This window comes from Candidatus Vesicomyosocius sp. SY067_SCS001 (assembly GCF_014706615.1).
Taxonomy (GTDB): domain Bacteria; phylum Pseudomonadota; class Gammaproteobacteria; order PS1; family Pseudothioglobaceae; genus Ruthia.
On record NZ_CP054877.1, the window covers coordinates 42497 to 55590 of the forward strand.

General features: G+C 32.3%; 11 protein-coding genes, 3 tRNA genes and 1 pseudogene. 9 read left to right on the forward strand and 6 right to left on the reverse strand.

The features are described from left to right. The first annotated feature begins 78 nt into the window (after positions 1 to 78). Together ccoP and HUW60_RS00220 are read left to right on the forward strand one after the other, a co-directional pair. Entirely contained in the window at positions 79 to 981 is a 903-nt protein-coding gene (gene ccoP / locus HUW60_RS00215; protein WP_190600455.1) for a cytochrome-c oxidase, cbb3-type subunit III, read from the forward strand. A gap of 114 nt (positions 982 to 1095) precedes the next feature. Continuing rightward, positions 1096 to 1171: transfer RNA gene (locus tag HUW60_RS00220), tRNA-Thr, on the forward strand. Between the two features lie 185 nt (positions 1172 to 1356). Here the strand turns inward: HUW60_RS00220 and HUW60_RS00225 are convergent. Beyond that, positions 1357 to 1605, reverse strand: a pseudogene (locus tag HUW60_RS00225) (hypothetical protein); the annotation flags it as partial. A gap of 103 nt (positions 1606 to 1708) precedes the next feature. After that, positions 1709 to 3976, reverse strand: a complete 2268-nt coding sequence (locus HUW60_RS00230; protein ID WP_190600456.1) for a DNA translocase FtsK — start codon at positions 3974 to 3976, stop codon at positions 1709 to 1711. Positions 3977 to 4024: 48 nt separating this feature from the next. On the opposite strand from HUW60_RS00230, the gene trxB reads away from it, so the two are divergent. Together trxB and HUW60_RS00240 are read left to right on the forward strand one after the other, a co-directional pair. Further along, on the forward strand, positions 4025 to 4969 hold the full coding sequence (gene trxB, locus HUW60_RS00235) for a thioredoxin-disulfide reductase (RefSeq protein ID WP_190600457.1): 945 nt from the start codon (positions 4025 to 4027) through the stop codon (positions 4967 to 4969). Positions 4970 to 4990: 21 nt separating this feature from the next. Further along, positions 4991 to 5066 (forward strand) — tRNA-Phe (locus HUW60_RS00240). 292 nt (positions 5067 to 5358) lie between these two features. Here HUW60_RS00240 and HUW60_RS00245 read toward each other — a convergent pair. From HUW60_RS00245 to HUW60_RS00255, 3 genes are read right to left on the reverse strand one after another with little or no spacing between them, the layout of a single operon-like run. Then, on the reverse strand, positions 5359 to 6318 hold the full coding sequence (locus HUW60_RS00245; protein ID WP_190600458.1) for an aspartate carbamoyltransferase catalytic subunit: 960 nt from the start codon (positions 6316 to 6318) through the stop codon (positions 5359 to 5361). Further along, the gene (ruvX, locus tag HUW60_RS00250; RefSeq protein WP_190600459.1) at positions 6299 to 6727 is read right to left on the reverse strand and encodes a Holliday junction resolvase RuvX; all 429 of its coding nucleotides are present in this window, start codon (positions 6725 to 6727) and stop codon (positions 6299 to 6301) included. Before ruvX ends, HUW60_RS00245 begins: the two co-directional genes overlap by 20 nt. Further along, on the reverse strand, positions 6724 to 7908 hold the full coding sequence (locus HUW60_RS00255) for a lytic murein transglycosylase (RefSeq protein WP_190600460.1): 1185 nt from the start codon (positions 7906 to 7908) through the stop codon (positions 6724 to 6726). The genes ruvX and HUW60_RS00255 overlap by 4 nt, the downstream gene beginning before the upstream one ends. Before the next feature lie 12 nt (positions 7909 to 7920). Here HUW60_RS00255 and HUW60_RS00260 point away from each other — a divergent pair, with 12 nt between their 5' ends. Then, entirely contained in the window at positions 7921 to 8844 is a 924-nt protein-coding gene (locus HUW60_RS00260) for an FAD:protein FMN transferase (protein ID WP_190600461.1), read from the forward strand. Positions 8845 to 9504: 660 nt separating this feature from the next. Continuing rightward, on the forward strand, positions 9505 to 9900 hold the full coding sequence (gene crcB / locus HUW60_RS00265) for a fluoride efflux transporter CrcB (RefSeq protein ID WP_190600462.1): 396 nt from the start codon (positions 9505 to 9507) through the stop codon (positions 9898 to 9900). Here crcB and gshB read toward each other — a convergent pair. Then, on the reverse strand, positions 9894 to 10856 hold the full coding sequence (gene gshB, locus HUW60_RS00270) for a glutathione synthase (RefSeq protein WP_190600463.1): 963 nt from the start codon (positions 10854 to 10856) through the stop codon (positions 9894 to 9896). The two genes, crcB and gshB, sit on opposite strands and share 7 nt — an antisense overlap. A gap of 38 nt (positions 10857 to 10894) precedes the next feature. Here gshB and HUW60_RS00275 point away from each other — a divergent pair. The 3 genes from HUW60_RS00275 (at position 10895) to nusA (ending at position 13049) form a co-directional block, all read left to right on the forward strand. Beyond that, positions 10895 to 10971, forward strand: a tRNA-Met gene (locus HUW60_RS00275). A 100-nt stretch (positions 10972 to 11071) separates the two neighbouring features. Further along, positions 11072 to 11533 carry a ribosome maturation factor RimP gene (gene rimP, locus HUW60_RS00280; RefSeq protein ID WP_190600464.1) on the forward strand — a complete coding sequence of 154 codons (462 nt, stop codon included), beginning with the start codon at positions 11072 to 11074 and terminating at the stop codon, positions 11531 to 11533. 40 nt (positions 11534 to 11573) lie between these two features. Then, a complete protein-coding gene (gene nusA, locus HUW60_RS00285) occupies positions 11574 to 13049 on the forward strand; it encodes a transcription termination factor NusA (RefSeq protein WP_190600465.1) in 1476 nt (491 codons plus the stop codon). The last annotated feature ends 45 nt before the right edge of the window (positions 13050 to 13094 follow it).

Genomic DNA, 13094 nt, shown 5'->3' on the forward strand with positions numbered 1-13094 from the left:
TTAGACCAAAAAATAAGAAAAAATTTGAATCCTTACGTAACTTTGTAAATGATAAAGATTGAGTTAAGAGGGAAAACAATGAGTGAACAGAAAAATTCTTTCCCAGATGAAAATAATACAGGGCATTTTTGGGATGAAGAAAATGATATTAGAGAGCTAAATAATCGTCCGCCAAGATGGTATATGTTGGCATTATATATGGGTACATTTGCTGTTATAGTTTATACATTTTATTATCCAACCATTCCTTGGTTTGGTGAGCATAATAAAGGTTTTGCTAGCTGGACACAAGTTAGTGAAATGAATGAAAGCGTTGCTAAATTAGAGATCTATCGTGAAGAAAGGTTTGCTGATACTGAAAAAGCTATTGCTGAAAAATCATTAGAAGAAATTGTACTTGATGATGAATTAAGAACTTATGCTATTAAAACGTCTAAAGTATTATTTGGTGATAATTGTTCGGCTTGTCACGGTGCTGCTGGTCAGGGTAATATAGGTTTTCCTGTTTTAGCTGATGATGATTGGTTATATGGAGGAACATTAGAACAAATTAGTGCTAGTATTACAAGTGGACGAAAAGGAAGAATGCCAGCACGTATGATGGGTATTTCAGATGCTGAGGCTAGTACGTTAGCTACTTTATTGATTGAAATAGGTAAAGGTAAAAAAGTAAATTCTGATCCTGTTTCTAAAGAACTATACATGAATAAAGGTTGTATTGCTTGTCATGGTCCTAATATGAAGGGCAATCAATTGTTAGGTAGTGTTAATTTAAGCGACGGTATTTATCGTTTTAAAGCAGATAATCAACATTCGTCAATTGTACGTATAATTCTACATGGTGTAAATCAAGTGAACGATCCATTAACGCAAGACGCTGTTATGCCATCATTTGGCCATTCAAGTATTATCAATGCTGCGCAAATTAAAAAACTTGCTGTTTATGTGCATCAATTAGGTGGGGGTGTTTCTGTTAAATAAAATATTTAATAATCCGTTATACTATATTTCAAGGAAATTAAAATATTTTTTATTTAAAAGTCAATTTTTTTTAAAAAAAATTGTTATCTTTGTAGGTATAATTCTATTTTTAATGCCGAAGTAGCATAGTTGGTAGTGCAACTGATTTGTAATCAGTAGGTCGCCAGTTCGAGTCCGGCCTTCGGCACCATATTTACGAGTAGGATTACATATACATGTATGATATTGTCGTAATTAGGTTGTTTTCTATTTTAAAATTGTTTGATTTAGTTTATTATTAAGACTAATAGTCTTTCAGCATGTTATTTTTAGGATAAAACTTAATTAGTTAGTTTGTTGAGTTTTATACCAATTAATTTTATTTTTGTGTGTATATTAAGGTATGTGATTGCCATTGATAGGTCGATTAATAAACCAATATAATGGAGTTTGTGTTAAGTTAGTTGTTGATATCAAACTAGCTTGTTCTAATTCAACATCAACTAGCCACAGTTTAGTATTGTTTAACAGTAGTATTTGCTTATTTGGCACTAGTGTATGCCAAATTAGTTGTTGAAGGAGATTTAAATAATAATGTACCAAGAAGTTGGTTAATAGCGCATTTGTGTTGTTATAGGTGTGTTGTGTAAAGTTAGCACTTTAGATGTTCAAATGAGCCAAAAAATTAGAGAAATCATAGTTACTATTGGCAAAATTAGAAAATACAAATATTAAAGTGCTTAGAAATTTAGTCATTAGTAGTTGTAGGTTTAGGTGCTAATACTTGTCGATTTCCAGCGCTGTTCATACTGCTTACTATACCACTAATTTCCATATCTGCAATAATAAGCGCTGCACGGTTGTAACTAATTTGCATACGGAGTTGTAGATTAGAAATTGAAGCACGTCGTGATAAGGTTACAATTTTAACAGCTTTATCATATAAAACATCAAGCTTACCTGATATATTTGATATTTTATTTAATTTACTATGAGTGTGAAGAATACCATCTATATAATTAGTTTCATAGTTGTCTTTTAAAAAATTAACCACGCGTTCAATCTCACCATCGTCAACAAAAGCACCGTGCACGCGAATAAGATGTGACATACCTGGCGTCATATATAGCATGTCACCCATACCAAGTAATTGTTCAGCGCCACTTTGGTCAAGAATGGTGCGTGAATCAACTTTTGAAGAGACTTTGAAAGCAATACGTGTTGGTATATTAGATTTGATTAGACCAGTAATAACATCTACACTTGGACGTTGTGTGGCAATAATAATGTGAATACCTGCAGCTCGTGATTTTTGTGTTAAACGTATAATAAGTGCCTCAACACGTTTAGCCTTGGTACGATCTTCTTGGGCTAATGTGCTAAGCATATCAGCATATTCATCAATAACTATCATAATCATAGGCAATACCTCTAATTCAGTTGTTGCTTTACTTTCATTAGTAGTGTTTTGATTAAATAATGGATAAAGCAAAGGTTTTCCATTATCTTTAGATTTTTTTAGTTTTTTATTAAAGCCTTCAATATGACGCACTCCAAATTTAGCTAATAATGAATAACGACGTTCCATTTCATTAACACACCAGCACAAGGCAGAAGCTGCTTGGTTCATATCTGTTACAACAGGTGTGAGCAAGTGTGGAATATCAGCATAACAAGCAAGTTCAACAATTTTAGGGTCAATCATAATAATACGTACTTCTTTTGGCTTAGCTTTGAAGAGTACGCTTAGGATCATCGTATTTAGTCCAACTGATTTACCCATACCAGTTGCACCAGAAACGAGTAAGTGCGGCATTTTTGTTAGATTGGTAATAATTGGAATACCGTTAATATCTTTACCTAAACCCATGGTTAAGACAGAATCAGATTTAATAAAATTTTCAGAAGAAAAAATTTCTTTAAGGTTGATTATTTCACGTTGTGTATTTGGGATTTCTAAGCCAATAACAGGTTTTCCAGGGATAATATCAACAATACGTACACTTTTAACTAATAAAGCACGTGCTAAGTCTTTATTAAGATTTATAATTTGACTAACTTTAATTCCAGGAGCAAGTGAAAGTTCAAATTGAGTTACGACAGGACCAGGGGTGACTTCAGTAACTAAAACATTAAAACCAAAATCTTTAAGTTTCACTTCAACTTGGCGTGACATGTTTGCTAGTGTTTCTTTAGAGTACCCACTGGTGTTGATAGTTGGCTCATTAAGTAAGTTTAAATTCGGCAAACCAGTTATAGTTAACGTATTAAATAGATTGGAGGAAATAACTTTTTTAAAACTTTTTTTTGGTTTTTCCTTGCTTTTTTTTATTTGGTTACGTATGTTAGTTTTAATACTTGATTGTTTAATTGGAGTAGAAATTTTTATAGCTTTTTTGGTTTTAACTTGTGTTCTAATATTACGTATTTTGCTAAAAAGATTATTTAATATATTACTAGTAAAGGATAAAATATTAATCCATGAATAGCTACTAATAATACTAACACTAATCATTATAATACTGAGATAAATAATTAGTGATGCAGAACCAAATGCAACACTAAAATAACGATGCATACTAATGCCAATATAGCCGCCAGATGGTCCCATATCTGTAAAGTTTTGAACTAAAAATGCTGCACTAAAAGTAATTAGTGTCATTAGTGAAATAAAACGGATAGCAATTGTTAAGTATTTTGACTTCTTTTGTTCAGCATTTTTGTGGATTTTCCATCCTAACCATATCAGTGAGACTGGTATTAAATAAGCACTATAACCTAAATTAGATAAAGATATATCACTTAAATATGCACCAAATACACCAGCAAGGTTAGTAACTGGTGCAATTAGAGCAACGTTACCTGACCAAGGGTTTTCATTAGCAGAGTAGGTAACTAAGGCGGATAAAAAAATAAGACCTATGGTACTTAAAAAGATAAATAGTATTTCACTGGCTATTTTAGTACGAGGTTTTTCTGGGTATCTTTTTGTACTTATTTTTTTATTCTTTTTCAAGGTGGTTTATAATGTTTCAAATGTATTAATAAAGTATAAAGTATTCATATGAGTGAAAATAAACATTGTAAAGTATTGATTATTGGCTCAGGTCCTGCTGGTTATTCTGCTGCAATTTATGCAGCTAGAGCTAATCTTAGCCCTGTTGTTGTGAGTGGTATGGAACAAGGTGGTCAGTTAATGAACACCACTGATGTAGACAATTGGCCTGGAGATGGTACTGGTGTTCAAGGTCCAGATTTAATGGCACGTATGAAAAAACATGCTGAGTATTTTGACACACAAGTTATTAATGATACTATCATATCAGTTGATTTTATCAAACACCCTTTTGTTCTAAAAGGTGAGATAATTACCTATACAGCAGACTCAGTGATTATTGCAACAGGTGCAAGTGCTCGTTATTTAGGTCTAGAATCAGAAGAAGAATTTAAAGGAAAAGGTGTATCTGCCTGTGCAACGTGTGATGGATTTTTCTATCGTGGAAGAAAAGTAGCTGTGATTGGTGGAGGTAATACGGCAGTTGAAGAAGCTTTGTTTTTATCAAAAATTGTTGATCATGTTACTATTGTTCATCGTAAGCATAAGTTTTCTTCTGAAAAGATTTTATCCGACCAGTTAATTGAAAAAGCAAAAAAAGGTAATATCACTATTGAATATAATCATAACCTTGATGAGGTATTAGGTGATATCACGGGAGTAACAGGGATTCGTTTAAAAGATTATAATAATAAGATAAAAGATATTGATGTACATGGTGTATTTATTGCTATTGGCCATACACCTAATACAGCTATTTTTAAAGGTCATTTAGAAATGATAAATAATTATATTAAAGTCCAGAGTGGAACACAAGGCAATGCTACACAAACTAGTATAGAAGGTGTGTTTGCAGCAGGTGATGTATCAGATCATGTTTATCGTCAGGCCATTACTTCAGCTAGTTCTGGTTGTATGTCAGCGTTAGATGCCGAACGATTTTTAGGCGTATAATTTACTGTTTATACTTGTTAAGGCCACATAGCTCAGTTGGTAGAGCAAGGGACTGAAAATCCCTGTGTCCCTAGTTCAATTCTAGGTGTGGCCACCATATTTATTTGATTGTATTAAATGTTCTTTTATTAAGACTAGTTAGAGAATTCTATTTTCGTAAAGCATTAATTTTGTTTTATCACGAAATTAAAGATTATTTTTTGTTTTTAAGTGGATTTGAAAGTTCAACAGTATGAGTAATTAATACTATTACTTTATGATAAAATGTTAGTATGTCGCCCTTAAGAAATACTCTCCTTAAGAGATAAGTTGGCGACATACTTCTTTTTAGAGTATGTATTTCTATTGTTAGTTAAAATTTTAAGCTGGTTAAAATTTATGTTTTCTAACTATTTGTTAGCAAGAATTTGCATAACTGCCATACGTATTGCAATTCCATCAGTAACTTGTTGCAATATGATTGATTGATTGCCATCAGCTACGATTGAGTCAATTTCAACACCACGATTAATTGGACCTGGATGCATAACAATAGAATCAGACTTTGTTAGTGCTAGACGTTTTGGCGTGAGTCCAAAACTATCAAAGTATTCTTGTTCATTAGGGATATTAGCCTCAATCATACGTTCTTTTTGTAGTCTTAATACTATCACTACATCGCAATCTTTAAGTCCTGGTTCAATCTCATCAAAACAACTGACTTCTGAACAAGGTTCTGAGTTGTATTGTAAGATTTTTGGGGCAATAAGACGAATATCAGTCGTTCCTAGAGTTTTAAGTGCTTGAATACCAGAGTGTGCCACACGTGAATGAATAATATCACCTACAATAGCGACTGATAAGTTTTCAAATGTTTTTTTGTGTTGGCGAATACTGAGCATATCAAGTAGTGCTTGGGTTGGATGAGCGTTAATACCGTCACCTGCGTTTAGAATGGAGACACCTTTTAGGTATTTTGCTACGTGGTGTGGTAAGCCATTTTGTTTGTGGCGAATCACAAACATGTCAATTTGCATGGCTTTAAGTGTTCGCATGGTATCAAGTAAGTCTTCATTTTTTTTGAGTGCTGAGTTAGCAAGGTCAACGTTAATAACATTAGCACTACTTCTCATTGCAGCAATTTCAAATGTGTTGCGTGTTCGTGTTGATGGCTCAAAGAATAAATTAGCAATGGACATATCATCAAGTGCTTTGGATTTTTTTAAGTTACCAGAGGCATCAATTAAGCTGTCAGCTTTATCAAGAATATGAGTTAAATGTTGTTTGGAAAGACCCTCAAGTCCTAATAGATGAATTAATTTACCAGAGTCGTTTAGTTGAATATGGTTACTAATTAAATCTTTTTTCATTGAGCCATGTTTGTAATATCAATTGTGATGATTGTTTGTCAACATTACCACGTTGTGCATTGTGATGATGATGATTGTATTTTAGAAGTTTTTTTGCTTCATTTGAGGATAAATATTCATCAATAAACTCAACTTCAATTTGGTAACGATTTTTTAATTTTTTTCCAAATGATTTGGCAATAAAAGTCATTATCTGTTCTTTTCCTTGTTGGTCAAATGGCAATCCTACAATAAATAGCTTAATATTATGACTATTAATAACTTCATCAAGTGCGATCCAATTAGTTGAATTGTTTTTATGATGTTTAATCACCGCAATACCTGTTGCTCGCATGGTTAAACTATTGGCTATTGCAACGCCAGTTCTTTTAGTGCCAATATCAAATCCTAAATAAGTATTAATATTCATCGTAGTTGTTGTAATAATTGATAGCCAACATAGCCATCAATCGGCAGGTTATTTGCTTTTTGGTATGCTCTTGTTGCGCAACGAGTTTTTTGTCCCGCTATACCATCAGGTTCACCTGCATTAAATCCAAGTTTATTTAGCGTGTTTTGAATGTATTTAATATTACTATTACTAATCGAAGGTTCGGTAATTGATTTCGCAAATAATTGATTTAAGCCTATTAAGCGATCAGATAAATGTCCTACAGATAGTGCATATAAAATTGAGCGATTCCACCTGAGAATAGCATGAAAATTTCGATAAATTAAAAATGCTGGGCCGTTATAACCCATTGGTAATATGAGAGAGGCTTGCATCATTGAGTTGGGGAGAGTAGCACCATTTATCATACGTATACCTAGTATTTGCCATTTATTTACTGTTTTTTTAGTATTTAAACTCGCTAGTTGGTAGTTAAAATCTTTAGGAATATTAACCTCACGCCCCCAACGTTCTCCTTGATGCCAACCAATATTTTTTAGAAAATATGCTGCACTGGCAAAGATATCTTCTTGTGTATGCCATAAGTCAATTTTTCCATCAAGATTAGCATCTATACCGTAAGTATCTACATTAGTGGGCATAAATTGTATACCACCCATGGCGCTTGCCCAAGATCCTTTGGCGTTCAAAGGAAGTTTGCCTTCATCGATTAGTTTAAGTAAAGTCAATAATTCATGGGTGAAAAATTCACGTCGTCGTTTATCAAAACTCAGTGTTGCGAGTGAGCGAATTATATTAATTTTTCCAACATTTTTACCATAATTAGTTTCCAAACCCCAAAGAGCTATAATAATATGAGGCGGTACGCCGTATTTTTTATGATTTTCTTGTAAAGATTTCTGGTATTGTTTAAGTTTTATTAAACCTTTATCAAGCTTATTCTGATTTACTCTTGAGTTTAGATAATGCCAAAAATTAAGGTTAAATTCTGCTTGGTTGCGGTCATATTCTAAGACTTTAGGATTTGGTGTTAAATCATTAAAAGCATTGTTAATTGTAGTTTGTGAAACACCTAATTGAATTGCTTTGCGGCGAATATCATTCAAGAATTGTGTAAAACTATGTGTATTAGATGTGTCTTTGGTATCATTTGTATACGCAGGTAATGTTAATAACAAACTGAAAATAAATTTTAACATGTCAAAATTATAATGTCTAAGGTGTTTATTGTTTTTATCTTTTTATTTTTAAGTTCTTGTGTTAGTGAAACAGTACAAACTATTATTGGTACAACCATGGGTACTGATTATAGTATCAAAGTTTTGAACACTCAAATCTCAAAGTTAATTATTGATAAACGTCTTAATGAGATTGAGAAAATATTTTCCACTTGGGATGAAAATTCCGAGCTTTCAAAATTAAACAGAGCGCCAATTAATCAATGGATAAAAGTATCAGATGAGTTGTTTTTTGTTTTACTCCAAGCAAAAGAAATATATAAGCAAACTCAGGGTTTTTTTGATCCTGGTATAGGTCGTTTAATTGATGTTTGGGGTTTTGGTGTTATTAAGACACAGGTAAAACCTAATAAGGAAAAGATAGATAAAGCACTAGCAATATCATCTATTGAGTATGTACATTTAGACGATTTACGAGTTAAAAAGCTTAAAGATATTTATATTAATTTATCTGCTATTGCTAAGGGTTATAGTGTAGATATTGTGGCAAATATGCTAATTCAGCAAGGACTTAAAAATTTTATAGTGGAAATTGGTGGTGAAGTAATGGCTCAAGGTCAGTGGACAATTGGTATTGAAAAGCCAAATAATAGCATGCCAATTGCTATTGAGTTGCAAAATTTAGCTATTGCTACTTCAGGAGATTATCGTAATTATCTTGTTTGGCAAGAAAAAAAATATCAACATATTTTAAATCCCAATACAGGATTACCTGCTAATACTGATCTAAGTTCTGTTAGCGTAATTCATAATAGCGCGATGATGGCAGATGCTTATGCAACTGCTATGATGGCAATGGGTAGTCAAAAAGCTAGAATATTAGCACAACAACTTAACTTATCAGTGGTGTTTATTTTGAATCAGTGGTACAATTTTGAAGTACTACAAATTCATTAAAATATAACCTTTATTATGGTGGTGTATTTATACTAAAACTTGTCAGTATTTTTTTGTGATTGATAAAAATAAAAATATATTTAGTCATATGTTACTTGTAGAAACGTTAAAGTTTAGAACTTTAGATGATTTTAGTTAGTTATTTTTGTTGAATATTGGTATTCATGTTGTTAGGATATTTATAACACTTGATTGTATTATATGATTATATGAAATCTATTAGACATTGGTTAAATGATTTTAATAAAAATTATTAATGGATATTTTACATGGTTAAGCTCTGGATTATACAAGGTAAAAGGATTACAGATAATAGTTGATAATGCTAAAAAATATAGAATATTATTAAGTAAGTGGTTATCTATATAATTATGTAGTATATTATGTAGATTCTAACAAAGTCTAATACTATAACTATATAAGTTATGGTTAAGACCTGAAAAACAGGATATTTGCCTAAAATGAAATAAATTGTATAATATACCTAATTTGTTTGATATTAAGTAAAATCATTGCTACGCATGTATATATCATGTATTTGATGTGCTTGTATATGGATAAACATCTGACTTAATGAGTTAGAAGAACAAGTTAATTGTCTAAAAATTTTAGGTGGAAGATTAGAATTATTGAAAAATTGAAACATTTAATAGATTTTTGATGAGTGGTTTATTCACAATTTTTGTGATTGGTGTAGGTGCAACTATTGGCGCTAGTATGCGTTATTATTTAACCCAATTAATGAATACCACACTTATATCTGACTTTCCTTATAGTACTTTGATTGTTAATATTTTAGGCTCGTTTTTGGCGGGTATATTGGTAGTTATTATATTAGAAAGAGCTACTTTACATGAGGCTTATCGGTTGATGTTGTTAATTGGTTTGACTGGGTCGCTAACAACTATGTCAACTTTATCTTTAGAGTCTATTAAAATGATTAGTTTTGGGAATTACAGTCAAGCAGGGTTTAACATCTTGCTTAATATTGTTTTATCTCTATCTGCTGCCGGCATAGGTGTGGTATTGGGTCGATATTTTTTGATTTCTCAGTAATGATTAATATTAATCATTTGTTCGATAACATTAAATAATTCACCTGCAATATTAAGATTAAACTGTTTGTCTAATTCACGAATACAGGTTGGACTGGTGACGTTAATTTCAGTAATGTAGTCACCAATTACGTCTAGCCCAACAAATATTAAACCTTTAGCTTTAAGAGTGGGAGAGATTTGACTACATAAATAATAATCATGTTTGCTTAAGGGTTGTCCAATGCCAATTGCACCTGCTGCTAAGTTGCCTTTAAAGTTACCTTTTGCGGGAATACGAGCAAGTGCATAATCAATCGGTTTACCATTAATCAATAAAATACGTTTGTCACCTTTGGTAATATCAGGCAAAAATTCTTGTACCATAATTGGTTTTTTACCATTGTTTGTTAAGCGTTTTAGCACTATATCTATTTTTATATCGTCTATTTTGAATTTAAAAATATCATGCCCCCCCATGCCGTCAAGTGGTTTAATAATAGCGGTATTTTGTATTTTGATAAAGGTTTTGATTTGCATTTGATTACTACTAATTAGTGTTTTTGGTATACAATGTGGGAAGTTTAAGGCAAATAGTTTTTCATTGGCGTCTCGTAAAGATTGTGGTTTATTAATGATTAATGTATTTTTATTTTCAGATTGTTCTAATAAATAAGTTGCATAAATATAGCTCATATCAAATGGAGGGTCTTTACGCATTAGAATAACGTTAAATTCATTAAGTGCCATTATTATATTTTTTTCTTTCTTAAACCAATGGTTAAGATTGTCATTAACTGTAGTTTTTGCACAATTAGCAAATACTGATCCATCTTGAGCAAATAAATCATAAGTATTAAAAGTGTAAATCTCCCAGCCTCGTTTTGATGCTTCTAGCATCATAGCCAAGGAAGAGTCTTTTTTTGGATTAATAGTGTTGATATTATCCATCAATACAGCAATTTTTATTTTTTTCATAATTCTTAATATTATAGTGTATAATTCACACCCTTTAGTGCGGGGTGGAGCAGTTTGGTAGCTCGTCGGGCTCATAACCCGAAGGTCATAGGTTCAAATCCTGTCCCCGCTACCAGTTAAGTACTTTTTTATTAACTTGGTTAATAAAAAGTTGATTTAAGACCCCATTTATAGGGGTTTTTTTATGCATATAAAGATAAAATTAATAGAAATATATGGCAAAAGTAACTGACAAAATTACCCATTTAATTGAACCTGTTATTGAAGGTATGGGTTATGAATTGGTGGGCATTGAATATGTTGCTATTGGTAAACATAGTATTTTGAGAATTTTTATTGATACAAATAAAAGTATTAGTGTTAATGATTGTGAAATAGTCTCTCGTCAATTGAGTAGTATTTTTGATATAGAAGAGCCGATTATTGGCCAATACAATTTGGAAGTTTCATCTCCTGGTATTGAGCGCCCATTATTTCATAAGGGGCATTATCAGCGTTTTTTAGGTTTTAATGTTAAGTTACATATGTTTAGGCCGATTAGCGGTCAAAGCAATTTTTTTGGCGTTATTAGTAGTGTTAGTGAGATTAACAATACGATTGAGTTGGTTAGTGAATTAGGAACAATTATTTTAGATATTGATTTGATTAAAAAAGCAAATTTAGTGGTTGATTTTTAAGCTCAATTAGGTAACTTGGGTAATGTAGGAGAGTAAAGTAATGGACGGTAAAGAATTATTTTTAATGGTTGAGGCGATTTCGAACGAGAAAAATATCTCTAAAGAAGAGGTGCTTGAGTCGTTAGAAAAAGCATTAGCTATTGCGACAAAAAAACGAAATAATATTGATGCATATGTTGAAATTAATAGACAAACAGGCGAGTTTTTAACCTTTAGACAGTGGATGGTTGTGGCAGATGGTGAATTATTTGTTGATGATGATGGCACTGAGTTTGATTTAGAATTACATATTTATGAAAAAAACACGGACGGTTTAGTGGTTAATGATTATATGTGTAAGCCAATTGAGACACAAGAGTTTGGCCGTATTGCGGCACAAATTGTTAAGCAAGTAATTATTCAAAAGGTTCGTGAAGCAGAAAGAGAAGTGATTGTTAATGATTTCTCCTCACGAATTGGAGAGGTTATTATGGTTACGGTTAAACGTGTTGATAGAGGCAATATTTATGTTGATATGGGCGGTGTTGATGGAATGATCCCTAAATTTGACTTGATTCCTAATGAGTCAGTACGTAAAAATGACCGTTTAAGAGCTTATATTAAAGAAGTAAAGTCTTCTATTCGTGGCGTGCAAATTTTTCTATCACGTAGTGTGTCTGAAATGATGATTGAGTTATTCAAAATGGAAGTGCCAGAAATTTCTGCAGGTGTGATTGAAATTATGGGTGGTAGTAGAGACCCAGGTTTACGTTCAAAATTAGCAGTTAGAGCTAAAGATAAACGTATAGATCCAATTGGTTCTTGTATTGGTATGCGTGGTGCGCGTGTTCAGGCGGTATCGAATGAGCTAAATGCTGAGCGTGTTGATATTATTCTTTGGGATGAAGATCCTGCACAATTTGTTATTAATGCAATGGCACCTGCTGAGGTGAGTTCAATTATTGTTGATGAAAATAAACACTCAATGGATATTGCAGTTGAGGATGAGCAACTAGCATTAGCTATTGGTCGTGGTGGCCAAAATATTAAGCTTGCTTCTCGTTTGACTGGTTGGAAACTAAATGTGATGTCAACAATTCAAGCTGACGAAGAGCAAGTACAGGAGATGCAAAAAATTAGCGATAAGCTTGCTGATCAATTAGGTGTTGATTCTGAAGTAGCTGGTGTATTGATTGAAGAAGGGTTTGACAGTGTGGATGAGTTAGTTGATGCAGATGCGCAAGTTTTAGGAAATATAGAAGAATTTGACGCATCAATGGTTGAAGAACTTCAAGAGCGTGCATCAGATGCACAATTAGTACAAGCTTTGGGAGATGCAGAAGCTTCTGAAATACTTATGAGTGTTGAAGGTGTTAATGAGGATTTGGCAAGTGTATTAATTGAAGTAGACATTTTTACTGTTGATGATTTAGCGGAGTTGTCTATTGATGAATTGCTGGATATCCAAGATATGGATATTGAAATAGCATCAAGTATTATAATGACCGCAAGAGAAAATGAAGGATGGTTTGATTAATTGAGAATGATAATTTATTTTAAGTTAATAATTATAAAAATAGGC